This window comes from Halanaerobium kushneri (genome assembly GCF_900156285.1).
Lineage (GTDB): Bacteria > Bacillota > Halanaerobiia > Halanaerobiales > Halanaerobiaceae > Halanaerobium > Halanaerobium kushneri.
Genome location: NZ_FTNC01000005.1, coordinates 136304 through 162651, shown reverse-complemented (window position 1 = coordinate 162651; position 26348 = coordinate 136304). Strand labels below are relative to the sequence as shown.

The following is a 26348-nucleotide window of genomic DNA, read 5'->3' as shown; positions in this document are numbered from 1 at the left end:
TAGCTGCTTTTTGATAGCTAATATTATCTGAAATTAAAGATTTAAAATCTATACAGGATTTAGCAGCTTCCAGATAAGAAAAGGCTGGACAACTAGACACAGTATCACTATCAAATTTAGCTGGAATATTTAATTTGTTAAAACTATTTATTTTATTGTTGTTTTGTGGTAAACTCATATCAGAATCTCCTTTTTGGTTTTGGTATGGTTTTTTGTCCTAAAAACATTTTACCATAAAACCAAGAGGAGATTCTATTTTTTTATTCAAAAAAATTTGAACTAGATTTACTGTTTAAAGACTATCATAACTGGATTCGGTATTTTTACTTGCCGAATTCAAGTTTAATTATACCAGTACCGGCTAAAATTTTCTGAGTTATAAATCACATAAAGTTAAAATATTTTTCAAAGTTGAGCAGTTTACTTGATTTTTAAAAAAATATTGCTTATTATAGAATATATAGAATAAATTTGAGGTGGGAAAATAAATGAGTGTAGTAAAAGAAATACCTTTTTTTAGTCTGCTTACAGAAGAAGAATTAAATTTAATTGACGAGATTGCCAGTGAAACAGAATTTAAAAAAGGAGAATATATTTTTTTTGAAGGTGAAGCTGGAGATAAATTCTTTATTATTAAAAATGGACAGGTTAAACTAACTAAAATGATAAAAAATGGTGATGAACAGATCCTGAATATTTTTAGTGACCATGATATAATTGCAGAAATAGTTGCCTTTGATAAAGGTAATTATCCTGCTTCAGCTATAACAATGACTGATACTGAAGTAATTGTATTTGATCAATCAGAATTAGAAAGTCTTATTTTAAACCATCCCTCTATTGGAGTTAAACTGCTTAGAGAAATGAGTGGACGCCTGCGTCGAGCTCAACAAAATGTTAGGGACCTGGCCTTAAAAGATAGTTCTGCTAGAGTTGCAGGACTTCTTATCTTTCTGGCTGAAAAGTATGGTAAAAAAAATAAAGATAGAGTTATTTTAGATATTTCTTTAACTCAACAGGAACTGGCCAGCATGATTGGCAGCAGTCGGGAAACTGTCTCCCGCGTCCTGGGGCAGTTTGAAAGTGAAGATCTAATTAAAACCTCTCGCAAAAAAATTATTATTTATAAACTTGATCAAATTAAGTTATATACCTAAATAAAAACTTAATAATAACCATTATTGTTAACTATTTTACTTGACATAAACAAATAATACTATATAATGTTGTTAATAACCTTTTATAAGACTATAAGAATATAAGAAGAAGGAGGGTTAATACAATGAGAGATTTACTAATAGTATTAACTATGATGGGAATAGTTTTAGCCCCTCAGTTAATAGAATTATATTTAACAGCGAAAAATAATTAATTAAAAAACGATATTTACAGTTAAAGAATAAGAAAATCCTGAGCCAGTATTAATGGCTCAGGATTTTTTAATTAAAAATATATTCCTGTCAGTTTCATATAGACATGTTTCTTTCAATTAGTTAATTTACTTAAAAATAAGCAATTTTAGTTATTTCTCTGATAAGCAGCTTTGGACTCTTCAATTACCTGCAGAGCCTCTTCAATTCCCGCCCAGCCAATAATTTTTACTTCCTTCTCTTCTAAATTTTTATATACAGAAAAGAAGTGTTCGTATTCCTTGAGCAGATGTTCCTCAAGATCATAAAGAGTATTTGTATTTTTAAATCTTGGATCATGTTCAGGAACCGTAAATATTTTTTCATCCCTACCTTTTTCATCTTCCATAATAAACATCCCAATTACTCTTGCAGTAATTATACAACCAGGAAAAGTTGGAAAAGTAGTTAAAACCATTGCATCAAGTGGATCTCCATCATCAGCCAGAGTTTCTTCTAAATATCCATAATCCGCTGGATAATATACAGGTGAATACATTACCCGATCTAATCTAAATTTACCTTTCTCTTTATCATACTCATACTTATTATTACTTCCTTTTGGAATCTCAACAAAAACATCAATTAAATTACCACTCATTTTATTTCCTCCATTTAAATTAACTTTTTAATCAATAAGTTCAGATAAACTTTCTGCCATTTTTGTAATCTGATCAGCTGCATTATGTAATTTCTCAGTCATAATTTTTTCATTTTCAGTAAACTGATCAACTTTCTGATTCATTTTATCTATATTTATCTTAGTATTTTCGGTTGACTCATTTAACTTTTCAATAAACCCGGTTATTTCTTTAACTGAAGCTCCTGTTTCATCTGCCAATTTTCTAATTTCATCAGCTACCACATTAAAACCATTAGCTTTAACATCAGCTCGGGCTGCTTCAATTGCAGCATTCAGGCCCAACATTTTTGTTTGATCAGAAACAGTTTTGATAAATTTAACTATTTCATTTGTCTTTTCAAGATTAGCTTTGCTATTTTCTGATGCCTGCTGCAGTTTAGAGGCAGTCTGATCTAATTCTTCAATATTTTCACTATTACTATCACTAATTTCTTCAATAGTTCCACCAATATCCACAGCCAGATTACAGAGTTTATCAGCTTCAACTTCCATTCTTTTTAACATTTCTTCTCTGGAATTTACGATTTTAAAAAGAATTAAAGAAGTTTCAGAATCAATTATTTTAGTTTTCTCATCTGCAGCTTCTTTAACTTTCTCCGAAATTATGTCATTTCCTGTCACTTCCAAAATAACTTTCTCTTTATTTAGCTGCAGCAGATCATTAAAATCATCATATACTGGTACCCCATTTTCTCTTGCTCTTTTTATTCCTGGGGCATTACTATTATTATCACAAATACCTATTACATCTACATCATCTATATCCAAAAATGTTTCTAATATAGAAGCACCACCAGCTCCTGCTCCAATAATCCCAATCTTAAGCATAAAAAAATTCCCCCGTTTTTAAATATGATTACTTCACTTATATTATTTCTAGATCAATATAAGTAATCCTGCTTTTCAATCCGTAAATATTGACTGCAAATTATATTTTTAATTATAATTTAAAATATTTATAATTTATAATAGTTATCAATATTATTTGATTTAGAAAAAGAAAGAATTAAAAATGCTACAGAAACGGCTTCACAATTTTTGGGTGAGTTAAATAATTCAAATAATGATTTAAGTAAGCAGGATTTACAGGAACTAATTAGAAATTATAATAAAAATATTGGATTTGGAGAAGTAGGATATTTCTTTATTTATGATTATGATGGTAATACAATCTCTCTTCCTCCATCGCCAGAAGTTGTAGGTAATAACAGATGGGATCTGCAGGATGCTAATGGCAAGTATATCTTGCGTTCTCTGGCTGAAACAGCTGAAAGTGGAGGCGGTTTTGTTGATTATATTTATGCAAATCCAAATACGGGAGAAGATGAAAATAAGATAAGTTATGTTGCACCAATAAATAATACTGATTTTTTTATTGGGGCCGGTACTTATGAAGGTATAATTAATAATCAGGTCAATGGGGTCAGGAATGAGTTAGAAAATATTATTGGAAATATTTCTAATACTCTAATTGTCTTTTTAATTATAGCTGCTATTATTTTTACACTAATAATTTTATTTATTTCTCGTTATATTTCTAAAAATATAAATAAAATATTAATTGGAATGAACAAAATGGCTGCAGGAGATTTAACCTACAGGCTAGATATAGAGAGCACGGATGAACTTGGTAAATTAGCCAGCGCTTATAATAAAACTGCTGCTGCTCAAAAAGATTTGGTGGGAGAAATTCAGATGGAAGTCAGTGAGCTAAGTGCTCAAAGTGAAGAACTTGCCGCTTCCGGGCAGGAAGTAGAAAGAGCTGCCGAACAGGTGGGAGGAGCAATAGAAAATGTTGCCTCAGGAGCCGAAGAGCAGTCAGCCCAAATTTCTGAGACCAGTAAAAGTGTCAATCAACTAATCTCCAAAATAGAAACTACCAGGGAAAAATCAAAAGCAATGGATAATTCGTCTAATCAAGTTATTAAAAATGTTAAAAATGGTACTGATTCAATGCAGAGTTCAATTAAACAGGTCAATAAAGTAAAAGATAATTCTGCAGAAATCGGTTCTACAATTAATAATCTCGGTGATTTATCAGAAGAAATCGGAAATATCGTTCAATTAATTAATAATATATCACAACAGACAAATTTACTTGCTTTAAATGCAGCTATTGAAGCTGCTCGAGCTGGGGAAGCTGGGCGAGGTTTTTCGGTAGTAGCAGATGAAATTAGACAGCTTGCTGAAGAATCTGCCGAAGCTACAGACAATATTTCTAAGTTGATAGATAAAATTCAGGCCGGGGTAAATAATGCTGTTCAGAAAATGGATGGAACTGAAGATGCAGTTAATAATAGTGTAGAAGTAATAGAAGATACTGGAGCAATATTTAATAATATCGAAAAAGCAGTCACTCAATTAAGCAGTTTAATTACTGAAATTGATATCGAAACTGGAGAAATGGCAGCAGTGAGTTCAGATGTTAATAATATGATTAATAATGTTGCCGCAGTCAGTGACGAAGCTGCCAGCAATGCAGAAGAAGTTGCCGCTTCCAGTGAGGAACAAATTGCCTCCACTGAAGAAATAGTATCTGCTGCCCACCGATTATCAGAGATGTCAGATAATCTTAAGAATATGATTTCTAACTTTAAAGTAGAATAAAATTATAAATTTGTTGATTTATTAGTTTAAATTAATCACCCCCTGCTAACTATTTAATTAAGGCAGGGGGGTTTATTATTAGCTTATACTTTTTTATAACTTTAGAAGTTTTAATTTTCTAGACGGGCAAATAAAATATTATTTTCCAGATGAATATGTTGAAATAAATCTGATTCTAAATCTTTAAGCAGATTGTAAGTTAGCTTAAATGAATTACAGGCATCTTTGGGCAGCTGATAATCAGCTGTAACTTCTCTCAATTCCTTGATTATCTCACCAGCTGTATCATGTTCGGATTCCAATTCCAGGATGGCATTCAGAGTTTCTTTATTCTTTATATCATTTTCCTGCTCAGAGTATTCTTTAATTAGGGGAAATATTTCTTCCTCTTCTTTAATTAAATGTTCTTCTAATTCCATTTTTAAAGTACTAAATAAGCGGTGAACCTTCTTTAAAACTTCACCATGATTTTCACGATGAGCTCGCAGAATTTTTTTAGTCAGCTCAGAAAGACGAGGTAAGTACTGCTGCAAAAAACTATGATGATTATTTACTATATAATCTATCAGTTGAGATTGAGAAAGATTTTTAGGATCTTCTATCTTTTGATAATCATCTTTTTTTTGTGAGTAATTTTGATTAATCTTTTTTAGTATTTTTTCAGCCTCTAAATTGTCATTTGAATCTTCCTTTACAGCCAGCCCCAGTTCCCGATCTCCTCCACAGCAAAAGTCAATTTTGTGTTCCTTTAATATTTCTGCTGCACCCGGAAATTCAGTTACAATATTACCCACTGTATCATTTAATTTAAACATTTTAACACCTCTTTTTTTATTTAGCATTGATTTCTTTTTCAGGAGTAAAACTGCAGTAGCCAATCTGATCACTCTTAGCTTTTATTTCTTCCCACATACTATCTGAAATCACATCTTTAGCTGTTGGATAAAGAATATTATTTTCTTTAAAAATATGGTCTCTTAAAGTTACAACTACATATTCTGAATGCATTTTTAATTCTGCTTTAAAACGATCAAATTTCATCTCAGCAGCATTTTCAGCCAGATTCATTATTTCTTCCTTATGAGGCCAGAGATCATCATGCTCCATCCTCATGATTCTGGTTGGACCAGTAACTCCGCTTTTATCAACTTCAGGGAAAAGAGTCTCTTCCTCCCGGGTATGATGTTTTTCTGTATCCAATAGTTTAGCTCCTATTTCTTTTAATTCGCTGAATAATGGATTATCCGCCTCGAATTCTTCCATTTTTTGTATTTCTTTATTAACTTGATCCAAGCGATCTAATATTTTTAAGATTTCTTCATGTTCAGAGATTAAAGTACTTAAAGGATGGCCAACAGGCACATTGGTTTTAAGAGCTTTTAGTTCTTCTGCCATTGCTTCAATATGAGCAGTACATAAATGTCTGAGTTCTGTTTCCTCTAAACCTTCATCTATTAACTCCTGTTCAGCTTCAGATAATTCTTTTGCACTGATGCTTTCGATTAATTCCTGTGCCTCTTTTTTAACCTCAACTGTCGCCTCACCACTATTTAATCTTTCTAAAATCTTTTTTAATTCTTCTTTTCTTGTTTCTGCAGCCATTTTTACTGCCTCCTTATATTAATTATATTTAAACTTGAGTAATTTACTATGTTTTAATTATGCCATTAATTTGCCCGGAGTACTATGACATATATCACATAAGTAGTTTAAATTAAAAAAATAATTCTGCTGACTGCTAATGACTGCTAAAATTAGAGCGAAAAATTGTACCTAAAAAAAAGACCTGCCCATAATCTGGGCAGATCTTCAATAGATGTATTTATATTTATGTCCAGGTATCAGATACCTGTAAATATTTTACTCACCAGCCATAATTGCAGCAACATCTTCTTTTGCATTACCAGTTGGCTTAATATCAAACTTATCAACTAATACATTAAGTACATTTTCTGATACAAATGCTGGTAGTGTTGGTCCAAGACGAATTCCTTTAATTCCTAAGGAGAGCAGTGCAAGTAATACCGCTACAGCTTTCTGTTCATACCAGGCTATATCATAAGAGATTGGTAGATCATTGATATCATCTACACCCATAGCTTCTTTAAGCTGGAGAGCAATATAAGCTAAGGAATAAGAGTCATTACACTGACCTGCATCTAATACTCTTGGAATTCCACCTATATCTCCCAGATCAAGTTTATTGTAACGATACTTAGCACAACCAGAAGTTAGTATTACTGCATCTTCAGGTAATTCTTTAGCTACATCAGTAAAGTATTCTCTATCCTTAAAGCGGCCATCACAACCACCCATTACTACAAAACGGCCAATATCTCCGTTTTCTACAGCCTCAATCACCTTGTCAGCAACGCTCATCACAGTATTACGAGCATAGCCACCAGGGATTGTACCTTCTTCTAGCTGAACTGGAGAATCACAGGTCTTAGCTAATTCGATTAGCTCAGAAAAATCTTTGCTTTCTCCCTCTTTACGGTCAGGAATATGAGTAACCTCAGGATATCCTGCCATACCAGTAGTAAAGATGCGGTCCTTATATGAATCTTTAACAGGTGTAATACAATTTGTTGTCATTAAGATTGGACCATTAAATGATTCAAATTCTTTATCCTGGTGCCACCATGAATTACCATAGTTACCAACAAAGTGATCGTACTTTTTAAAGGCTGGATAGGAATTAGCAGGTAACATTTCACTGTGAGTATATACATCTACTCCAGTTCCTTCTGTCTGCTCTAATAACTCTTCCATATCTTTTAGATCATGACCACTGATTAGAATACCAGGGTTATTGCGGACACCAATATTTACATCAGTTGGTTCTGGATGACCATAAGTAGAAGTATTAGCTTCATCTAGGAGAGCCATAGTTTCTACAGCCATCTCACCAGTTTCCATAACTAATCCTACTAAATCATCAACACTCATACTGTCATCTGTTGTAGCAGCAAGACATTTTTGAGTAAATCTATCAATTTCTTCTTTATGCTTTCCTAATACTCTGGCATGATCGCCGTAAGCAGCAATACCCTTAAGACCATATGTAGCAAGCTCACGTAAAGATCTAACATCAACATCTTCAGTTTCCAGAACTCCAACATCAGTACCCTTATCATAATAATCGCTTACATCGTCGCTGTACCAGGTAGCATGTTCAGGTAGTTCTCCACTAAATTCTTCGCCGTGATTTTCTTTATACGCTTTTTCAAATTCAGCTTTAACTTCATCTCTTAAAGCAAAAGCTTCATCAATTAAATCTTCAAATCTCTCAGCATCAAAGTTAGCATTAGTAATTGTGGCAAACAATCCTTCCATAATAAATGGAGCAGTTTTATCTGAGAGGTCAACACCCTCTGCTTTAGCTTTTTCTGCATAAACAGAAATTCCTTTTAAAACAAATACTAATAAATCCTGTAAATTTGCAACATCTGCATCTTTACCACAGACACCTCTTACAGTACAGCCTTCATTCTTAGCTGTTTCCTGACACTGATAACAAAACATAGACATAAATTATTCCTCCTTTTGAAATAAATATATTCTGCAGTATATAATATATTTTTCTGCAGCTAGTAATAAATTTGAATTTCAAGTGCTTTACTCAAGTATTATTATATAACTTTAAATATATTCTTCTATGATATAAGTCACAGAAAAATAATTTTTCCCTTAAATAAAAACACCTGCGGCTGGAATTACTTACACTCACACTTACAATTATCTATCTGACTATCCAATTGAAATCAAATTTACTCAATCCAATATAGGTAATCTCAATAAATGATAATTCTATAATGCAAAATCTATTTAAATTCCAGCTGCAGGTATTATTGAAATAATTATTTAGTTATTTTTTATTTACAATAGTTGAGTTTAATAGTCTTCTAAGTGATACCACTCAGCATCTTCCAACCATGTATTTGGACGATCTACCATTTCAGTTATGTTATCCATAATTCTTTCGTGTTTCTTTTCCTCTTCTGCCAGTCGTTTAAAGGTCTTTTTGACTATCTCAGAATCTGATTCTTCAGCTTTTTCGGTATAGAAATCATAACTCTTTTTTTCTAACTCAATAGCCTTTTTGTAAACATCAACCTGTTCTTCTGGCATTACATCTTCACCTGTAGGCATATCTTCAGCAATTTTGTCAAAAGCTTCTTTTGCCTTTGGTAAAATGCCAGACTCTACTTCATCAACCTCTTTATTTTCCTTTAACTGACGCACAATATTTTCGTGTTTCTTTTCTTCTTCTGCCAGTTCTAAAAATACTCTTTTTAGTTCTTCGTGGTTTGTATTAGCAGCACAGTCTTCGTAAAACTCACGGTTTTCAATCTCAAAATCAATTGCAAAATCATAAATATTCATAATTAAATGCCTCCTTAATATAATTGCTATCCAATTTTAATTCTATAAACTATTAATTTATTATTTGTTTTAATCCAAATTGAATTAGAATCTTATTTAAACTCATCAATTAAGAATTTTAGATCCTCAACTTCAACATCACGGTCAACTAATGCTTTATCTTTAAGATAGGGAATTCGATCTCTAAAAGTAGGTTTTTCTTCTCTATAGATAATCCCAATTGGAATTTTATCTCCAAATTCCTGAGCTACCTTCATTGCCGCTGCATGGTCTGTTGGATCATGATCTTCTAATTTATAGACCCTCTTATTGTACCACTGATAAGTATTAATCTTATTAAAGGAAACACAAGGCTGAAAAATATCAATTAAGGCATAACCCTTATGTTTTTTTGCTTCCTTAATCATTTCTTTAAGGTGCTCACGATCTCCCACACTACTGCGAGCAACAAAACTAGCCTTCATTCCAACTGCAAATTCCACTGGATTAAGAGGCTCAGCATTAACTCCATGAGTCTGAACCGGTGTTCTTAATTCTTCCAAACTTGTTGGTGAAGCCTGTCCCTTTGTTAGTCCATAAATCTGGTTATCATGAACAAGATGAATAATATCTGGATTACGTCTTATATTATGCAGAATATGATTTCCACCTTCTCCATAACTACAGCCATCACCTGATTCTACAATCACTGTCATCTCAGGATTGGCCACCCGCATTCCAATCGAAGGCGGTAAAGAACGTCCGTGAAGTCCATTAAAACCATTAACTTTAATATAATGAGGCATCTTTGCTGCCTGTCCAATACCGGTGTACATTGTAATTTCTTCCGGTTTTAAATCCAGCTCAGCTAAAGCATCTGCCAGAGCTGTTCTTAAAGGAAAGTTACCACAACCTGGACACCAGGCAGTTTCGCGGTCAGCTTGATAAATATTTTTATCTACCATTATTTACTCACCTCTTCTTTAAAACGTCTATAAATTTCCTGACCTGAGAAAGGTCTTCCATCATCTTTTAAGATATTATAATCGGCCTTGATTCCTGTCTCACTGCGTACCAGTCTGTCAAATTGAGCCCCGGCATTATTTTCTACAAATACAAGTTTAGCCTCTGTGGATGCCAGTTCTTCTAAAGTCTCTGTGGGCAGTGGCCAGACATCATTAAAAGCAAGATGTCCAATTTCAAATTCATCAGCCAGTATTTTTCTACCTTCTCTTAGTGGACCAGCAGTTGAACCCCAGCCGACCAAAATATATTCAGGAGATTCTGGACCAGTATATTCTGGTTCCAGCAGATCTTCTGCAGCTAATTTTTCCATCTTCTTATTTCGCTTTGCAACCATCTTATCTCTAGTTTCAGCATCTTCAACAATATGAGCATATTCATCATGCTCATCACTATCTAATAAAACTATATTATCTTTAAGCTGGCCCGGATAAGCGCGAGGTGAAATTCCATCTTCAGTAAATTTATAGCGCTTGTATTCCCCTTCAACCTCTGCCGGATCAACTAAATGTCTTTCAATTTTCATATCTGAGGTGTCAATTACTGGAATAGTTTTTGAACCATCACCAATAAACTGATCTGAAAGAATAATAACAGGAATTTGATATTTATCAGCCAGATTCATTGCTCTAAAAGTCTGATAAACTGCATCTTCCTGATCCTTAGGAGCTAAAACCATCAGAGGAAACTCGTCCTGAGCAATATTAACTGCAAAGAGAAGGTCTCCCTGACCGGTTCTGGTTGGTAATCCTGTTGCTGGACCCGGACGCTGAACATCTGCAATTACAATTGGTGTCTCTGTAATTCCAGCCAGACCAACTCCTTCAGCCATTAAAGCCAATCCACCACCTGAGGTTCCTGTCATTGAGCGCATCCCGGCATAGGTTCCACCAAGAGCCATATTAATCGAGGCAATCTCATCTTCAGACTGCTCGACAACTATTCCTAATTCTTCCTGTTTACTGGCTACATAGTGCAAAATTCCTGTTGAAGGTGACATTGGATAAGCAGTATAGTAACTTAAGCCTCCAAGTAATGCCCCCAAACCGACTGCACTGTTACCATCAATCACCATTCTATCTTCTTTTTCACCGAGGTCCTTAAGATTATATAATTGATCTACTGCCTGATAACCCTGTTTTAACAATTCCAGATTATCATCCACCACTGATTCTTTTTTAGCAAAGTGTTCTTTTACTGCCTCTTCAGCCTGATCTGTTGGAAGCCCCATAATTTTAAAGGCTGCACCAACAAAAACTGTATTGACTGCACGAGGATTAACCTCTTTTGCCAGTCCTTTGGCATCAATATATACCATTTCATCTTTATCAGATTCAACTTCAGATAGAATTGTTCCATCTTCGTTCATTTCTGAATTGTGAATCTCAACACTTTCTTCATTTAGAGCTAAAAGTAAATCTATTCCCTCATCAGGTCCTTCAACTTTTTCATCACTTATTCTAATCTGCATAAAGTTATGGCCACCTCTAACACGTGACATATAGTCTTTAGTACTGAATAAGTAATAACCATGACGAGAAAAAGTTTTGGTCAGCATTGCTTCTACTGTTTTTAAACCCTGACCTGCTTCGCCAGCAATTACAATGTTAAAATCCAATCTTATTACCTCCTTTGCAAATTCCAAAATCTTATCTTTTTAGACAAAAATTAATTGATACTCTCTGTCTAATATATATTATTCAAGAGAAAGCTGGTAAGTCCTGCTTATGACTGGAAATATTTTGCCTCCATTTTATCAAAATTTAGATTTATCAAATACTAAAAATGATTATTATTACTGACAGCAGAAAGCTCCCTGTTAAAATTATTTTAATAGGAAGCCCTCCAAAAAATCTAATATTTGATTTGAATTATTGATTTAATTACATCTAAAATCAGCCGGTCTTTTACTGCTGTAATTAAAGTGATAATCCAGTGCCTGAATTATTCTTTTTACGGCCTTGCCATCTCCATAAGGATTTACAGCTGCTGCATATTTATTATATTCTTTACTATCAGTTAAAAGTTTTAAACTCTGCTGATAAATATCATTATATTCTGTACCAATTTTAATAACTGTTCCCGCTTCTACAGCCTCTGGTCTTTCGGTGGTATCTCTTAAAACTAAAACAGGTTTGGCTAAAGAAGGAGCTTCTTCCTGAATCCCACCTGAATCAGTAAGTACCAGATCGACCCTTGCCATCAGGTTGGCGAAAGGTAAATAATCTAAGGGTTCAATTAAATGTATCTGCTTATTATCTGCCAGCATTTTTTTCGATAATTCTCTAATTACAGGGTTTAAATGCACAGGAAATATAACTTCTAAATTACTAATCTGTTCTGTTAGATCCCTAACAGCCTTAAAAATGTTTTCCATTGGCTGTCCTAAATTTTCTCTTCGGTGAGCTGTCAGTAAAATAAGTTTCTTGTTTTTATAATCAAAGTTTTTTAGTAACTCATTTTCAAAAATATAATTTTTATCTACTACAGAAAGTAAGGCATCAATAACAGTATTCCCTGTTACAAAAATTTTACTTTCTGAAGTGTTTTCAAGCAGTAAATTTTTTCTAGCCCTTAAAGTAGGTGCAAAATTAAGATCAGCAAGTACCCCCGTTAACTGGCGGTTCATCTCTTCCGGGAAGGGAGAGTATTTATTATGAGTTCTCAAGCCTGCTTCTATATGAGCAATATCAACTTGATTATAAAAAGCGGTGAGAGCGCCAATGAAAGTTGAAGAAGTATCTCCATGAACCAGCAGAAGGTCAGGGTTTTCCTGACTCAAAATTCCATCAAGTTTTTTAATTATTCGGGCAGAAAGACCACTTAATGTCTGTCTATCCCGCATAATATCTAAGTCATAATCTGCTTTTAGTTTAAAAAGGCTCATTACCTGATCCAGCATTTCTCGGTGCTGAGCTGTTACTGTAATAATCAGTTCATAATTTTCTTTTGCCTGGAGGGCTTTGAGCAGAGGGGCCATCTTAATAGCCTCTGGCCTGGTTCCGAAAACTGCCATTATTTTTTTCTTCATTGTTAGCCCCCTAATAACCCATTTCCTTTAAAAGTCTGGCGAGCACTGCCAGTCTTTCTCCAATAAGTTCACCATCATTTTTTAGAGCATCATCAAATAATTTAATGTCTTCATCAAGATTCGGATTATCTTCTGCTACTGCAACTGTCATTGCATCACCCTGAAGCCCCACTCTATCCAATTGTGGATTTTCTTTGTCATATAAATTATCATAACGATAGGCCTCCCTAAAATGTTTGGAAGTTCTGGCAACTAAAATTGCAAGATCAAGCACTCGATGTAGGGGTAATTCTTCAGACTGTCTGGACCATTTATTTCCTGTATGCCGCCAGACTTTGGCGGAAATATCTACTTTTCCTCGATCATTCCACTGAGCCAGGCCTAAAGAAAGTCCTTTAGCATCAGAATCATAAGCTTTTCTGCCATCAATATTTTCATAATTTTCGCAGACTATTACCGGCTTGTGTTTTAAACTGGTTGGTATTTTCATTCTATTTACCTCCTATTGTTTTTACTAATTTAGTAATTTACTAATTTACTAGTTAAGTATAGATCTTTTTTTTCTTTTTGTCAATACTTTTAAAAAATAAAAAAACTGAAGTAGTTAATCACTTCAGTTAAATAATTTTATTCCAATCTATGATTTTGACTGCTGCCCGGTCTCTCAATCAAATGTTTCCAGTATTTTTGCGGCATAAACTGCTGCTGTACTTTGCGATTTCTACGATTTTTAATACTGACTGCAGAAAAGAAGGCCCGCCAGAGATCCTGAACCTCTGTTTCTTTTTGAGAAAGTTCAGGTTTAAAATCTTTTTCTAAATCAATTAAAAGCCATTCTTTATCCTCTGCTGAATAGATAACTGCCTCTTCTCTTTTTAAATCATGAATTATCCAGTTCATGGTTGAAAACCTATTTTTAAAATGAGGGGCCAGCAGAACTAAAGTTTTATAATCAGGCTCAACTGCTGCATAATATTTGCCCCCGGCAGCTTCCTGGAGACGAATCAATCCCTTTAAGCGATGACTTTCGTGTCTGACTTTATGAGCCAAATCCTGTACCTGTCGCACATAATTTTTAGTCAGATATTGATCCACTTTCTCACCCACTTTAAAACCCATAAACAGATAACGAAAAATATATAATTCTAATTTTTCTGTTTCCGAAAGATAGGCATGAAAAATATTATTAAGAGCCTGTACTGAAATGTGATTTTTTATTTGTTCTGAGAAAAAAGCAGCTTTATCAATATCTGTTATAATTGTTTTTGTTTGATAAAATAAATCATCTCTGAAATCTGTTTGAGATAAAATTTTTATCGGAGCCTCTCTCTGCTTAAAAGCCAGATAAAGTGCTGTCATTAAGCCCTGATAACTGCCATCATAAATATAGACCTTTTTCTCATAATTATTGGAACTCATATTTACCATACCTCATTCAAAAAATTTATTTTACTAAATTAAAATCCCATTCTTTTGCCTCGCTTTTGGTTGAATTAAATAACGACATCTGCTCAGCTTCTTTTTCAGCCAATCGACTGTAAATAACTTCACTCTCAAAAGGAACAGCTGCTGCATATTTTCCATTACAGGTGATAAAGAAATTTGCTCTTTTTAAAACAATTCTCATCTTTTTTAAATTATAATGGGTCAATTTTTTTTCTCTTCTGGCTTTAACAATCTTGGCAGCCGAGCGGGGTCCAATTCCCGGTACTCTAAGCAGCATCTCATAATCGGCTGTGTTAACTTCTACTGGAAATTTATCTAAATTATTTAGAGCCCAATCTGCTTTAGGATCAATTTTCAGATCAAAATTTTCTCTGCCGGGTGTTAATAATTCGCCGGCTTTAAAACCATAAAATCTTAAAAGCCAGTCCGCCTGATAAAGTCGATGCTCGCGCTTTAGTGGTGGCCCGGGTAAAGCTGGCAGCAGAGAAGAATTATTAACTGGTAAGTAGGCAGAATAATAAACTCTTTTTAAATTAAAGTGATCATATAATCCTTCTGACAGAGAAATAATCTGTCTATCTGATTCTGGACTGGCACCAACAATTAATTGAGTTGACTGACCTGCCGGCACAAACTTCTCTTTTTGCTTATATTTTTTACGTTCAATAATATTATTTTCTATACCAGCACCAATCCCTTTCATTGGAGCAAGAATTCCAGCCTTCTTTTTTTGAGGAGCCAGCTTTTCCAGACTGCCTTCACTGGGAAGCTCAATATTTACACTCATTCGATCCACCAGCAGTCCTGCCTGATAAATCAATTTAAAATCTGCTCCAGGAATTGCCTTTAAATGAATATAGCCCTGATAATTATGTTTATTTCTCAGCAGCTGAACAGTTGTGAGCAGTTGTTCCATTGTCCAGTCTGGACTTCTATTAACAGCCGAACTTAAAAAAAGACCTTCAATATAATTACGCTTATAAAAATCAACGGTTAACTGGGCCACCTCTTCCGGCGTAAATGAAGCCCGTGAACGGTCATTGCTGACCCTATTAACACAGTATTGACAGTCATAAAGACAATAATTTGTAAATAAAATTTTAAGCAGTGAAACACAGCGACCATCATCTGTCCAACTGTGGCAGATACCACTGGCTTTAGTATTACCAAGACCTGAACTATCTCCCCGACCACTGCTGCCGCTTGAAGAACAGGAAACATCATATTTAGCTGCATCACTTAAAATTTCAAGCTTTTTTTGAAGCTCCATTATTTTCACATTCCTTTGATTCAAAAAATTTATTTAATTATATTATAATACAAAATAGCAAATAATTCAAACAAACGTTTGCAAAAAGACAAAAAAATACCGCCCACTGAATTTATCCAGTGAACGGTTTTTAATTTAAACTATTCAAGTTTAAGTCTATTTTAATACCACAGCAGCTTCAGGCCCATTTACTCTAAAGGTAAAGGTTTCTAAAAAGAATAATTCTACCTCATCATCATTTCTATCTTCAAAACCTAAAGAAATATCCTGGCCAACTGTCAGTTCAAAATCTCCACCACGCTCAGAAATCAATAATCCTCTGTTGCCCAGATCAGGTACTAAAACAGCACCATTATCAACCATTTCTTCAACCTTACGTTTAAGTGGATAACCCTTATCATCCAATTCATATAGTAGAGAATAAAGTTCAGGACCAAGAAGTAAACGTTTAGTGCCTCCAACACTCTTTTCTTCAAATAAAGTCAGCGCTCTTAAGAGTCCAGAAATTAACTCTTTTTCACCTCCGGAAACACTAACTTCTTCATATTCTGATGCTTCGACAATACCTTCAATATTAACTTCATCTAGACCATAAAATACTGCCTTATTTTCTGCCTTTGCCAGTTTAGAGGCAGCATCAATCAGATTATCTGTATCAACATCTTCTGCTCCCCGGGCTAAGGCTTCGATTTCGCTGAGTTTCATTGTAAATGGAACTTTCAATTCCACTAAAGGGAGGACCTCTCTAGTAGAATAAGTTACTCCTTCAACATCTTCAATACCTACGGGACTAAAACGACCGGTATTAATTGAAGAAAGTTCTAAACCTTTGGGTCCCAGGAAATCAACCTCTTTTCGAGCTTTCAATTTCTGACTCAGTACATCAGTTGCTTCTTCATCTAAAAAATTCCATGCTTCTTCCGCAAATGGTGCCAGTGAGCGTTTTAAAATATCCATTTATTCTCCTCCTCTCATATTGCCTAAACCAAGTGATTTACTGGAAGCAGGAGCTTCTTCAGCTTCTCCTCCATCTTCAGTTTCACCCTCTTCTTCTATTTCAGTTATCTTTGCTGTTTGAAAAAGGAAAGTTCTTAACATTTCGTCCCAGACAGGATTATTTCGACGCAGCCATTCCAGGCCCATGCAGGCATGTTCGATTTCTTCATCACGATTATGTTCCACAATTGCCTGTACATCGGGATCACTAGTTGCCTCAGCCCGCTGGTTATACCAATCAACTGCTTCTAACTCTTCGATTACACTCTTAATAATACGATGATAATCAATCGCTTCTTCAGATAATTTTTCCGCTGGTTCATGATATTCGCTCATAAATCTGACCTCCCTTTAATTTTTAACACATTAATCTAAATTATAAATTGATATTCATTCTCAAATTAATTATATATTTTTCCACTGTATAAGTCAAATTTTTACTCTGTCGAAAAATGTCAATTAAGACTGCAGAATAGTAATCATAAGAGCAGACTTTAACTTCTAATCCAATTTTAATCAGGCATTAAGTGAACCTTCTCCAAGATCCAGAGCAGCTTCGTGAACAACCTCTGCTGTTGTCGGATGAGCATGGATTGTTTCTCTTAAGTTTTCTGCGGTTAAACCTAAATTTACCGCCAGAGTCAGTTCGGCAATTAAATCACTGGCTTCAATCCCAATAATTGCTGCTCCAATAATCCTGCCTTTATCTTTTTCTGTAATTAACTTAATTTTACCCTCTCTCTCCCCCATAGCCATTACTTTACCACTGGCTGCAAACGGAAAACTTCCAATTTCATAATCAATACCTTTAGCTTTTGCCTCTTTTTCACTCAAACCAACGGTTCCCACTTCAGGAGAAGTAAAAATAGCCCCTGGTACAGCTTTATAGTTCATTTTTTTATTCATTCCCATAATATTTTCTACTGCTACAACACCCTGGTGAGAAGCAACATGTGCAAGGAGTATTTTATCTGTAACATCTCCAATAGCATAAATTCCTTCAATATTAGTTTCCATTTTATTATTGACCTGAACAGCATTTCTTTCAGAAATAGTTTCAATACCAACATTTTCGAGTTGAAGTCCATCCGTATATGGTCTGCGGCCAACAGCCATCAGTACTTTTTCTGCTTTAGCAGATTTTTTCTTTTCTTTTTGCTGATAAACGACCTCATAACCAGCATCTAATTTTTTAATTTCTTTTACTTCCGCAGAAGTTTTAACACTAATCCGTCGTCGCCTGGCAGAACGGTTAAGCTCTGCAGCAATCTCAGTATCAACTCCATTTATCAGCTGATCTAAATATTCAATAACAGTTACATCAACCCCAAAATTACGAAAGATAAATGCAAATTCCATACCAATAATTCCACCACCGACAATAACCATTGACTCCGGTAACTTTTCTAGATCAAGAGCAGCCCGGCTGTCCAAAATGCCTTCCAGCCCAGCTCCCGAAATTGGAAGCGAAGCTGCTTTTGACCCGGTAGCAATTATAATATTTTCAGCTTTAATTTCAAATATCTCAGTATCTTTTTCGATTCTAATTGTATTTTGATCAATAAAAGATGCCAGACCATCTATCCTATCTATTCCACTTTTCTTCAGTAGATGATCAATTCCTCGCACCAGGCGTTTTACTATTTTATCTTTTCTTTTTACTACTGCTGGAAAATCAAGTTCTGCATTTTCGACTTTAATACCATAATCAGCTGCATTCTTAATATCAGCAAATACTTCAGCCGAACGGACAAAAGACTTAGTCGGGATACATCCCCAGTTTAAACAGGTCCCTCCCAGAGCTTCTTTCTCAATCAAAACAGTGTCCGCTCCCAGCTGGCCGGCCCTTAAAGCAGCAGTATAACCACCAGGTCCGCCTCCAATAATTGCAATTTTATATTTTTTTTCTGCCATTTTTTCAGCTCCTTATATTAATTATTGAAAATAGTCCGTAGTCTGATAGATAGTTATCTTAATTAATCTTCCTGATAAATATAATCTCTGGTCAGCGGTAAATCAATATTTTTCCCTTTAGAAAAGAGCAGCTGATGAACAGAAGTTGAAGCATATCTAAAAGTAAATACGACTCCCATTAAAAATGTTCGCCACATTCTATAAAAATTTTCATCAAATTTTTCTTTAACCTCATTTTCAACTTCTTCATAATTATCCAGCCATCTTTCTGCAGTCAGAGAATAATGATATCCGATATCTTCAACATCCAAAAGATGAAAATTGTTTTCAGGTAACTGCCAGACAATTTCCCTCAAAGAAGGGATATAGCCCCAGGGGAAAATATACTTCTGCAGCCACGGATGTGCTGGCTGTTCTTTTAAATGGGTAATAGAATGCACCAGTGAAAGCCCTCTGTTTTTTAACATCTTATCAACCGCCTCAAAATAAAGCGGAATATTTTCTTTACCGACATGCTCAAACATACCCACACTTACTATTTTATCAAATTTTTGATCCTCTTCTGCCAGTTTCCGATAATCCTGTCTTCTGATTTCCACTCTGTCAGCCAGACCGGCTTCAGCAGCTCTTTTTTTGGCTTCAATTTCCTGTTCTTTACTCAGAGTAATTCCCATAACCTCTACCCCATATTTATCCGCGGCTCGCAGGGCAAGCGATCCCCAGCCACAGCCAATATCAAGTAATCTTTCCCCAGATTTTAAATTTAATTTTTTTAAGACATGATCAATTTTTTGCAGCTGTGCCTCTTTAAGTTCATCATTTTCATTTTTAAAATAAGCACAGGAATAGGTCATAGTATCATCCTGCCAGAGCTTAAAGAAATCATTGCCTATATCATAATGTTCTCTAACTCCCTCTTCTTCTTCTTCGGGAGACTCAGAAGTTTGGAAATCAAGCACTCGATCTATTTTATGCTTTTCAATCTCCTCCATTAGTTCAAAAACATTATCACCTGCTGTTTTAATCAACTTTTTGATATCGCCCTCAAAATTAATTTTTTCTTCCATATAAGCTTCAGCAAGTTTAAGCTGAGGACTTTTTCTAATTTCATTTAAACTTAGTTTCTCTGCAAAAATAATTTTAAAAGCAGACTGTTCCTTAAATTCCGGATTAAAAACCTTTGTCTCTCCATCCCAGTATTCAATTTCAAACTTTTGACCTTCAACTCGTTTAAAAACAGCATTCAGAATTTTCTTTGTCAGCATTTTTATACCTCCTGTGCAGTTTTTGAGTTAGATATCAATCTCCATATTTTTGCAATAATCATAACCAAGTTCATATAATTCCTGACTGTACTTTGTATTTAAAATATTATACTCCTCAATCCCGGTCGGTTCAATATAAACATCTGCCTTTTTTCTGAGCTCCATTGCATTTGCAACTGTTTTTAGTTGAAAAGTTCTAACCGCGATATCTGTTATACTTTCAATTTTTTCTTCCAATTTTACTGGCATCACATTAACTGCTATTATTTTGTCACATTTATTGAGCAGTGGATTAACCGGTAAATTTTCAAACAAACCTCCATCAACATAAAGATCTCCATTAATTTCAACCGGAGAAAAAAGTACTGGAATTGAAGAAGAGGCCTGAATTATTTTAATCAAATCTCCCTGATTAAAATATTCCATTCTAGCTTTTTCTAGATTTGCAGCCCCAACATAAAAAGGGATTTTTAAATCTGCAAAGCTTCTAACACCAAGTGATTTTTCTAAGTTTTCTGTCATATTATCCAGTGTAAAAATTCCACGATTAGGAATACTCAATTTAGCAAAATCAAAAAAATCACTTTCATTAATTAGTTCCATCGCCTCTTCGGGTCTTTTACCTGCTGCAATAAAGGAACCGACTATTGCTCCAGCACTGACCCCGGCCAGCAAGTCTGGTTTAATTCCTTTTTCTTCCAGTGCTTTAAGTACTCCCAGATGAGCAAACCCCTTAACTCCTCCCCCGGACAGGGCAATTCCGACAGTTGGTGGCATAAAATCATCCTTTCTTTTTATTTCTATTTTAGAAGGAGATAACAAATATAATTATTAAAATAAACTTCTAATATCTTCAACTGCATAATTCAAATCGGAAACTAGATCAGTAAAAATATCCATTATATTTTCCAGCTGCTGATAAAGTTGTGGATCAGCAATTTTTCTTTTTTCTCTAGGTTTTTCAATTTTTATCTCTTTTTTTATTCCTTCAGCCTCAGCGGCAAGAATATAAATTCGATCAGCAAGCAAAAGAGCTTCTTCGGGATCATGTGTGATCAGGAAAATTGTAATACCGCTCTCAGCCTGAATTAAACTGATCAATTTTCTTAAATTAACTTTTGTTTTCATGTCCAGAGACTTAAAAGGTTCATCCAGAAATACTAAATCAGGTTTTACTGCAAAAGCTCTAATTAACTCCAGACGCTGCTGCATTCCTCCTGATAATTCATGAGGATAAGCATCTTTAAAATCTTCCAGTCCTGATAAATTAAAAAGTAAATCTCTTAATTTTGTTTCGTTTTCCAGACCATAATTTTTTTGAACAAAAATTAAATTTTCAACAGCTGTTTTCCAGGGCAGGAGTCTCGGGTTTTGAAAAACATAGGCAAAACGGGGATCATTATTTTTTTCTACTCTGCCTGAGTCTGCTGATTCGAGACCTGAGGCAATACGAAAAATAGTTGTTTTACCACTGCCAGAAGGACCAAGAAGACAGCAAATTTCGCCCTGATTGACTTCTAAATTGAAATCTTTTAAAACCCTTAATTTCTGATAGGACTTATTGATACTTTTAAGCTCTAAAATCTTATTTTTTTCAGTCATTTTTCCACCTGCTGACATAATCTTTTAATTTCTCTAAAAGATAATATTCTACAAATAGCATAAATAATATCAAAATAATTGTCCAGGCAAATAAACGATCAGTCGCCATCAACGAATTTGCACGACTGAGCTGATACCCAATCCCACTTGAGGAAGCAATAAATTCTGCAAAAACTGAAGACTTCCAGGCAAATGCAAAAGCTATACTCAAAGCGGAAACCAATGCCGGCAGTAATGATGGTAAATAGATTTCTTTTAAAATTCTAAACCGAGGAGTAGAATAAGCCTCTGCCATTTCGATTAGATCAGTATTCATCTCTTCAAGCCCCTGAAAAATATTAACAAAAATAACAGGCAGTGAAACAATAAAAATTAAAAATATAGGAGTTAGATCATCAGCAACTCCAAACCAGACAACCGCAAGAGAAACCCAGACAACCGGTGGTGTAGCCTGAATAATTGTAATTAAAGGTCGAAATGTTTGCCGCATTAAAGAAAATCGATGCAGTAAAAGTGCCAGAATAATTCCGACCACCACGGCACTACCATAAGCAATTATTGTTCTTCTTAAAGTTATTAAAAAGCTCTTAACTAAAATACCAGAAATCGCTATTTCTTTTAAAGCCTGATAGCTATCTCCAATCGAGGGCAGGATGAGGCTGTTAAGTCCAGCTGCTCCCCTGTCCCAGATTAGAAAAATAATTATTAATAAAAACCAGAATGGTTTAATAATAAAATTCTTCATCGGGCATACTTCCACCTATTAAGTCCGGATACATTTTCAGCATTTCTCCAAAATAAAGTTCCGTTAGCTCACTGCTTTCTGAGTCAGGATATATATTCAGATTAATTCTGCTGTAAGATTTTTTTAATATAGGTGCTGGCATCCCAAAATGTCGGGAGGCAAGCTGAGCTGCAGCTTCTGGATTATTATTAACCCAATTTATGCCCTGTTTATAATAACCGTCGATAATATCTGTAAACTGGGGGTATTCACTGGCAAATTTTCCATTTACGAACAGAGCTACAAAAGGAATTCGATCATCTCCATGAATTTTAGCCCATTCTTTTTGAATATCCATTGAGATTTCTGCACTCTTACGTTTAGCCAGGCTTACTGTTACCAGTGGTTCAGGTAAAATAATAGCATCAAATTCTCCTGCCATAAATAATTGAGCAGCACCAGGCAGGGGCCGATAAACCAGATTAATTTCTGTCTCAGGGTCGACTCCATTTTCAGCTGCCAGATAGCGGGCCAGAAAATCTAAAGGACCTCCCTGAAGTGGTAATACAAGATCTTTTCCTTTTAAATCCTGCCAGTTATCTGCCTTAAAACCATCTGTTAGAAGATAATCGATTCCCCAGGTATTAATATTTAACATTTTTAAATCAATGCCACGATTATAGGCATTAGCTCCCAGATTAGAGCCAGTTATTAAAAAATCAATATCATTCTGAGCTAGCAAGGAAATTCCTCGCTGATGATCAGAAGAAAGATTAATCTTTAAATCAACAGCTTCCGGTAATTCGGCCTTCTCCTGCATCCATAAAAACGGAAGTGCTGCCGGAACAGTAGGAGCCTGAATATTTATCTCCTTTGCTGCAGCAGGTAGAACTGCCAGGACCATTATACTTAAAAGTAAAATTAATGTTAATGATTTCTTTCTCTTTAACATAATTATTCCTCCCTTATGCCTGTTTCTTTTTATTTGTGTTCATTTATGTGCACGTACCGTACCACCCGGCTTTTGTTGTTTTTGGTCTAAAACACCCTTTTTTCGACTAATTGCGACACAAACCGGGTGGTACACGGCACCTTTACGTTAATCGTTAAGTAAACCCTGAATAATAACCTCAGAAGCTTCTTCTTCATCTAAGCCTCGAGCCATCAGTGTCTGCAGCTGAGTACTGTCCACACTACCAATTGCTGCCTCATGGGTAACTTTTGCCTCCGGATGCCGCACATCTACTATTGGAATCGCGCGGGCAATTGCCTGATCTTTAATAATTTCTGTACAATCAACATGACCCATTGCTTCAGCAGCATCTGCAGTTAATTCATTATAGATTTCAGCTTCAGCCTGATCCTTAAGAGCTATTTTGGAATCTAAAATTCCCCGGGCCGACTCTCCTTTTAAGTGGGCTGCTTCTCGAATTTTAACCAGATCATCCTGCTGCCCACTAATTCGAGCCAGCATTTCTACTGTTCCATGTTCTGCGATATTCGCCTCATAATCAAAATCTATTTTACCAACTCTGCCTTTAAGTAAATCAAATTTAGTTACAAGTTTTCCGTAGGACTCAACATTAATATCAGATTTTGCTATTACCTCTACCCCACCATTATCCCCATGAAAATGATGCTCCTTATAAATATAACTACCTCCGGCTGCTATATTAATCACTGCATCCATAATATGCTCGACCTGAACAGCATTAGGAAAAACACAATCAGCTCTAACTTCTACCTGAGCATCTTTTTGTACTTCTACCTTCATCTCGATTTTTTGGCGTCCTTCTTTAGGCAAAACCCCAAAACACATGTGAACAGGATTTTTAATTTTATAACCTTCTTTAATAGTAACTTTTACTTTAACTGTATCATTACTAATTTTATCTGCTTCCACTTCCAGGCCTTCAACGGCATGCATTCCTAAAATTTTGTCTCTTTCCAAAACCAGATGGGCTACTTCACTGTCCGCAAAAACATCATCCCCACCCGCTTCTTTGTAGGCGTCAACCATCATTTGGTAATCATTCATTAACTGGCCACCTCCGTCTCACAATCTTCTTCTTTAGCACAGGGAAAACAAAATGACTTAAAATATTCACTGATATCTGCTGGATTACCCTGACGGATAATCTCCCCTTCACAAACTAAGGCAGCTCGATCTGCATACTCCAGCATTTCTTCAGAATGAGTTATTAAAAGAATACCACTGCCAGAATCCTTAAAATAATTAATCATCTCAGCAATGTTATTTAAAGCAACAATATCCACACCCGAGTCCGGCTCATCTAAAATAATCAGTTCAGGATGCATTAAAATTAAGGAAGCAAGCTCAATTCTTTTTCTTTCCCCACCACTCAAACTCTTATCAACAAAACGGTTTAAATACTGAGCTGGATTAATTGCTACCTTATTTAAAGCTTCTTTTAATTTTTCTTCAGTTACTTCTTCTCTCTGGCTTTTTAAACCAAGTGATAGAAATTCTCGGACAGTTACTCCCTGATAACGAGCTGGTTCCTGCCAGGCCAAGGTAATCCCCTTTTTAGCTCTCTCATTAATCGCCAGCTCATTTATTTTTTCACCCTTATAAATCATTTCCCCTTTTTGAGGATGGTAATTATTAATCCCCATTAGTGTATAGGCCAGAGTAGATTTCCCACAGCCATTTGGCCCAATTAAAGCAAATACCTCTCCCTTTTCCAGAGAAAATTCCATTCCTTTTAAAATTTCTGCATCTTCAATTTTCAGATGCAGATCTTTAACTTCTAATAATTTCGACATTATATTCCTCCTGTGAATTTAAATGTTATTCCATACCTAAAAACTCATTGATTTTATCTGCATGCTTACCCGGAATAATCAAATGATGATTACCAATAGCATCATTTAAGAAATAATCTGAACTCTGGGGTAAAGAAATCTTAAGCTGTGTTCTGCAGGCATTAGGAGAATCCATATTTTCTATAATTTCTCCTTCGGCTACAAAATATTGTTCCAGGCCGGCGCCCCCAATTTTAAATACTGTAACCGGACCCTCGGCTAAAATCCCCTGAATTCCAACCCCAATACCAGTTTCAAAATGAGATCTAATTATATAATCCTTACTAATATTAGTAGCTACAGTACAGTGAGCAAATTGTATCTCATCCTTCTTTTTATCTATTGCTGCCGGATTGGCCATAAAAGGCATTTGTCCGGTTAACTGATAGGCTAAAAACATAGTAAATGCAGCCGGTACATCACCTTCACATCCAGCAACAAGTCCTTCATTATTTAAAAGTGCCAGTGCCAGACAGCCGGTAGTATTTAACTCCATTACTATATCAAAACAGCGAATAGTCAGAGCATCTAAATCATTTTCTGTAATTACTTCTTTTAAAGCCAGATAAATTTTTGCAGCCTCCACCAGATCTGATTCATTACTTTCTACAATTTCAGCAGCATTTTCTAAAAAATCAGCTGCAATTCTTTTTGCCTTAGCAGAGTCCACCCGCTCAAGCTCCTGATAGATTTCTTCCAGTTCAATGTCTATAAATTCAGTCCCCCAGTGATGAGCCGCATGCTGATAATCAACCTTACTGCCAATCAACCAGTCTGAAGGCTGACCGATAACACCCAGCCTTGCCTCAGCAATTCTATCTCGAACCTTCTTATAGGCTGCCAGCTCTTCAATTTCTACAATCAGATCTTCCATTTCTCCATGCAGTATTTTTCCATCCAGACCCTCTGCATTCAAAAAACTAAGTATCTCCAGTGAAGCAGGGAGCGAATTATGAAGTTCAGTTGCCAGTAAATAAGCAGGCTGAGGTAAATATTCAACATTTTCTGCAAAGATACTTTCCGAACCCCCTGATTTAATAAAATTAATAGTTAAATCATATTCACTAAAATCAGTGAAAGGAATTTCGTCAGCCTTTATCTCCTCCAGCTCAAAATTTTTGTTTAAAATTTGATAACTTTCTTTTAGAGTCTCATTAATTCTATCTTCATCATGAATCTCAGACACAATAGAAACCAGTGCAATTTTCATTTTATTACCTCCAACTA

25 protein-coding genes are annotated in these 26348 nt (G+C 35.1%); 2 read left to right on the top strand and 23 right to left on the bottom strand.

The window, feature by feature from the left end; genetic code table 11:
• The first annotated feature begins 488 nt into the window (after positions 1-488).
• Positions 489-1157 (top strand): Crp/Fnr family transcriptional regulator, encoded by a 669-nt coding sequence (locus tag BW929_RS05280; RefSeq protein WP_076544329.1) that lies wholly within the window; start codon positions 489-491, stop codon positions 1155-1157.
• A 361-nt stretch (positions 1158-1518) separates the two neighbouring features.
• On the opposite strand, the gene BW929_RS05275 is transcribed toward BW929_RS05280, so the two are convergent.
• Together BW929_RS05275 and BW929_RS05270 are read right to left on the bottom strand one after the other, a co-directional pair.
• Entirely contained in the window at positions 1519-2010 is a 492-nt protein-coding gene (locus tag BW929_RS05275) for an inorganic diphosphatase (protein ID WP_076544328.1), read from the bottom strand.
• 27 nt (positions 2011-2037) lie between these two features.
• Positions 2038-2880 carry a methyl-accepting chemotaxis protein gene (locus tag BW929_RS05270; RefSeq protein ID WP_076544327.1) on the bottom strand — a complete coding sequence of 281 codons (843 nt, stop codon included), beginning with the start codon at positions 2878-2880 and terminating at the stop codon, positions 2038-2040.
• A 150-nt stretch (positions 2881-3030) separates the two neighbouring features.
• Between BW929_RS05270 and BW929_RS05265 the strand changes: the two genes are divergently transcribed.
• Positions 3031-4659 carry a methyl-accepting chemotaxis protein gene (locus BW929_RS05265; protein ID WP_084566100.1) on the top strand — a complete coding sequence of 543 codons (1629 nt, stop codon included), beginning with the start codon at positions 3031-3033 and terminating at the stop codon, positions 4657-4659.
• Positions 4660-4769: 110 nt separating this feature from the next.
• Here BW929_RS05265 and ric read toward each other — a convergent pair whose 3' ends face one another.
• The 21 genes from ric to BW929_RS05160 form a co-directional block, all read right to left on the bottom strand.
• Positions 4770-5474, bottom strand: coding sequence for an iron-sulfur cluster repair di-iron protein (gene ric, locus BW929_RS05260; protein ID WP_084566103.1), 705 nt, complete (start codon positions 5472-5474; stop codon positions 4770-4772).
• A gap of 16 nt (positions 5475-5490) precedes the next feature.
• Positions 5491-6261 carry a DUF438 domain-containing protein gene (locus BW929_RS05255; RefSeq protein WP_076544326.1) on the bottom strand — a complete coding sequence of 257 codons (771 nt, stop codon included), beginning with the start codon at positions 6259-6261 and terminating at the stop codon, positions 5491-5493.
• 258 nt (positions 6262-6519) lie between these two features.
• On the bottom strand, positions 6520-8184 hold the full coding sequence (hcp, locus tag BW929_RS05250) for a hydroxylamine reductase (protein WP_407645363.1): 1665 nt from the start codon (positions 8182-8184) through the stop codon (positions 6520-6522).
• A gap of 369 nt (positions 8185-8553) precedes the next feature.
• A complete protein-coding gene (locus BW929_RS05245) occupies positions 8554-9045 on the bottom strand; it encodes a ferritin-like domain-containing protein (RefSeq protein ID WP_076544324.1) in 492 nt (163 codons plus the stop codon).
• A 92-nt stretch (positions 9046-9137) separates the two neighbouring features.
• Positions 9138-9989, bottom strand: coding sequence for a thiamine pyrophosphate-dependent enzyme (locus tag BW929_RS05240; protein WP_076544323.1), 852 nt, complete (start codon positions 9987-9989; stop codon positions 9138-9140).
• Positions 9989-11665, bottom strand: a complete 1677-nt coding sequence (locus tag BW929_RS05235; protein ID WP_076544322.1) for a 2-oxoacid:acceptor oxidoreductase subunit alpha — start codon at positions 11663-11665, stop codon at positions 9989-9991. The genes BW929_RS05240 and BW929_RS05235 overlap by 1 nt, the downstream gene beginning before the upstream one ends.
• A gap of 261 nt (positions 11666-11926) precedes the next feature.
• Positions 11927-13078, bottom strand: coding sequence for a non-hydrolyzing UDP-N-acetylglucosamine 2-epimerase (gene wecB, locus BW929_RS05230; RefSeq protein WP_076544321.1), 1152 nt, complete (start codon positions 13076-13078; stop codon positions 11927-11929).
• A 10-nt stretch (positions 13079-13088) separates the two neighbouring features.
• Entirely contained in the window at positions 13089-13568 is a 480-nt protein-coding gene (locus BW929_RS05225) for a DUF6530 family protein (RefSeq protein WP_076544320.1), read from the bottom strand.
• 137 nt (positions 13569-13705) lie between these two features.
• The gene (locus tag BW929_RS05220) at positions 13706-14497 is read right to left on the bottom strand and encodes a TIGR03915 family putative DNA repair protein (RefSeq protein ID WP_076544319.1); all 792 of its coding nucleotides are present in this window, start codon (positions 14495-14497) and stop codon (positions 13706-13708) included.
• A gap of 25 nt (positions 14498-14522) precedes the next feature.
• Positions 14523-15794 (bottom strand): putative DNA modification/repair radical SAM protein, encoded by a 1272-nt coding sequence (locus tag BW929_RS05215; protein WP_076544318.1) that lies wholly within the window; start codon positions 15792-15794, stop codon positions 14523-14525.
• Between the two features lie 156 nt (positions 15795-15950).
• The gene (locus BW929_RS05210; protein WP_076544317.1) at positions 15951-16751 is read right to left on the bottom strand and encodes a family 1 encapsulin nanocompartment shell protein; all 801 of its coding nucleotides are present in this window, start codon (positions 16749-16751) and stop codon (positions 15951-15953) included.
• Positions 16752-17126 (bottom strand): encapsulin-associated ferritin-like protein, encoded by a 375-nt coding sequence (locus BW929_RS05205; RefSeq protein ID WP_076544316.1) that lies wholly within the window; start codon positions 17124-17126, stop codon positions 16752-16754.
• A gap of 180 nt (positions 17127-17306) precedes the next feature.
• The gene (gene lpdA, locus BW929_RS05200) at positions 17307-18704 is read right to left on the bottom strand and encodes a dihydrolipoyl dehydrogenase (RefSeq protein WP_076544315.1); all 1398 of its coding nucleotides are present in this window, start codon (positions 18702-18704) and stop codon (positions 17307-17309) included.
• A 62-nt stretch (positions 18705-18766) separates the two neighbouring features.
• On the bottom strand, positions 18767-19969 hold the full coding sequence (locus BW929_RS05195; RefSeq protein ID WP_076544314.1) for an SAM-dependent methyltransferase: 1203 nt from the start codon (positions 19967-19969) through the stop codon (positions 18767-18769).
• A gap of 27 nt (positions 19970-19996) precedes the next feature.
• Positions 19997-20746, bottom strand: coding sequence for a patatin-like phospholipase family protein (locus BW929_RS05190; RefSeq protein ID WP_076544313.1), 750 nt, complete (start codon positions 20744-20746; stop codon positions 19997-19999).
• A gap of 54 nt (positions 20747-20800) precedes the next feature.
• Positions 20801-21571 carry an ABC transporter ATP-binding protein gene (locus BW929_RS05185; protein WP_076544312.1) on the bottom strand — a complete coding sequence of 257 codons (771 nt, stop codon included), beginning with the start codon at positions 21569-21571 and terminating at the stop codon, positions 20801-20803.
• Complete coding sequence (locus BW929_RS05180) at positions 21564-22316, bottom strand: ABC transporter permease (RefSeq protein WP_076544311.1); 753 nt, start codon at positions 22314-22316, stop codon at positions 21564-21566. The genes BW929_RS05185 and BW929_RS05180 overlap by 8 nt, the downstream gene beginning before the upstream one ends.
• Positions 22297-23247: an ABC transporter substrate-binding protein gene (locus tag BW929_RS05175; RefSeq protein WP_076544310.1), complete on the bottom strand. Its 951-nt coding sequence runs from the start codon at positions 23245-23247 to the stop codon at positions 22297-22299. Before BW929_RS05175 ends, BW929_RS05180 begins: the two co-directional genes overlap by 20 nt.
• Before the next feature lie 147 nt (positions 23248-23394).
• Positions 23395-24333, bottom strand: a complete 939-nt coding sequence (locus BW929_RS05170) for a SufD family Fe-S cluster assembly protein (protein ID WP_076544309.1) — start codon at positions 24331-24333, stop codon at positions 23395-23397.
• Entirely contained in the window at positions 24333-25082 is a 750-nt protein-coding gene (locus BW929_RS05165; RefSeq protein WP_076544308.1) for an ABC transporter ATP-binding protein, read from the bottom strand. The genes BW929_RS05170 and BW929_RS05165 overlap by 1 nt, the downstream gene beginning before the upstream one ends.
• A gap of 25 nt (positions 25083-25107) precedes the next feature.
• Entirely contained in the window at positions 25108-26331 is a 1224-nt protein-coding gene (locus tag BW929_RS05160; RefSeq protein WP_076544307.1) for an L-arabinose isomerase family protein, read from the bottom strand.
• Positions 26332-26348 lie beyond the last annotated feature (17 nt).

Excerpts from the sequence above, each read along its gene's own strand:
- BW929_RS05280 (WP_076544329.1), top strand. The coding sequence starts at position 489 with ATGAGTGTAGTAAAAGAAATACCTTTTTTTAGTCTGCTTACAGAAGAA.
- BW929_RS05275 (WP_076544328.1), bottom strand. The coding sequence starts at position 2,010 with ATGAGTGGTAATTTAATTGATGTTTTTGTTGAGATTCCAAAAGGAAGT.
- BW929_RS05270 (WP_076544327.1), bottom strand. The coding sequence starts at position 2,880 with ATGCTTAAGATTGGGATTATTGGAGCAGGAGCTGGTGGTGCTTCTATA.
- ric (WP_084566103.1), bottom strand. The coding sequence starts at position 5,474 with ATGTTTAAATTAAATGATACAGTGGGTAATATTGTAACTGAATTTCCG.
- BW929_RS05255 (WP_076544326.1), bottom strand. The coding sequence starts at position 6,261 with ATGGCTGCAGAAACAAGAAAAGAAGAATTAAAAAAGATTTTAGAAAGA.
- hcp (WP_407645363.1), bottom strand. The coding sequence starts at position 8,184 with ATGTTTTGTTATCAGTGTCAGGAAACAGCTAAGAATGAAGGCTGTACT.
- BW929_RS05245 (WP_076544324.1), bottom strand. The coding sequence starts at position 9,045 with ATGAATATTTATGATTTTGCAATTGATTTTGAGATTGAAAACCGTGAG.
- BW929_RS05240 (WP_076544323.1), bottom strand. The coding sequence starts at position 9,989 with ATGGTAGATAAAAATATTTATCAAGCTGACCGCGAAACTGCCTGGTGT.
- wecB (WP_076544321.1), bottom strand. The coding sequence starts at position 13,078 with ATGAAGAAAAAAATAATGGCAGTTTTCGGAACCAGGCCAGAGGCTATT.
- BW929_RS05225 (WP_076544320.1), bottom strand. The coding sequence starts at position 13,568 with ATGAAAATACCAACCAGTTTAAAACACAAGCCGGTAATAGTCTGCGAA.
- BW929_RS05220 (WP_076544319.1), bottom strand. The coding sequence starts at position 14,497 with ATGAGTTCCAATAATTATGAGAAAAAGGTCTATATTTATGATGGCAGT.
- BW929_RS05215 (WP_076544318.1), bottom strand. The coding sequence starts at position 15,794 with ATGGAGCTTCAAAAAAAGCTTGAAATTTTAAGTGATGCAGCTAAATAT.
- BW929_RS05210 (WP_076544317.1), bottom strand. The coding sequence starts at position 16,751 with ATGGATATTTTAAAACGCTCACTGGCACCATTTGCGGAAGAAGCATGG.
- BW929_RS05205 (WP_076544316.1), bottom strand. The coding sequence starts at position 17,126 with ATGAGCGAATATCATGAACCAGCGGAAAAATTATCTGAAGAAGCGATT.
- lpdA (WP_076544315.1), bottom strand. The coding sequence starts at position 18,704 with ATGGCAGAAAAAAAATATAAAATTGCAATTATTGGAGGCGGACCTGGT.
- BW929_RS05195 (WP_076544314.1), bottom strand. The coding sequence starts at position 19,969 with ATGCTGACAAAGAAAATTCTGAATGCTGTTTTTAAACGAGTTGAAGGT.
- BW929_RS05190 (WP_076544313.1), bottom strand. The coding sequence starts at position 20,746 with ATGCCACCAACTGTCGGAATTGCCCTGTCCGGGGGAGGAGTTAAGGGG.
- BW929_RS05185 (WP_076544312.1), bottom strand. The coding sequence starts at position 21,571 with ATGACTGAAAAAAATAAGATTTTAGAGCTTAAAAGTATCAATAAGTCC.
- BW929_RS05180 (WP_076544311.1), bottom strand. The coding sequence starts at position 22,316 with ATGAAGAATTTTATTATTAAACCATTCTGGTTTTTATTAATAATTATT.
- BW929_RS05175 (WP_076544310.1), bottom strand. The coding sequence starts at position 23,247 with ATGTTAAAGAGAAAGAAATCATTAACATTAATTTTACTTTTAAGTATA.
- BW929_RS05170 (WP_076544309.1), bottom strand. The coding sequence starts at position 24,333 with ATGAATGATTACCAAATGATGGTTGACGCCTACAAAGAAGCGGGTGGG.
- BW929_RS05165 (WP_076544308.1), bottom strand. The coding sequence starts at position 25,082 with ATGTCGAAATTATTAGAAGTTAAAGATCTGCATCTGAAAATTGAAGAT.
- BW929_RS05160 (WP_076544307.1), bottom strand. The coding sequence starts at position 26,331 with ATGAAAATTGCACTGGTTTCTATTGTGTCTGAGATTCATGATGAAGAT.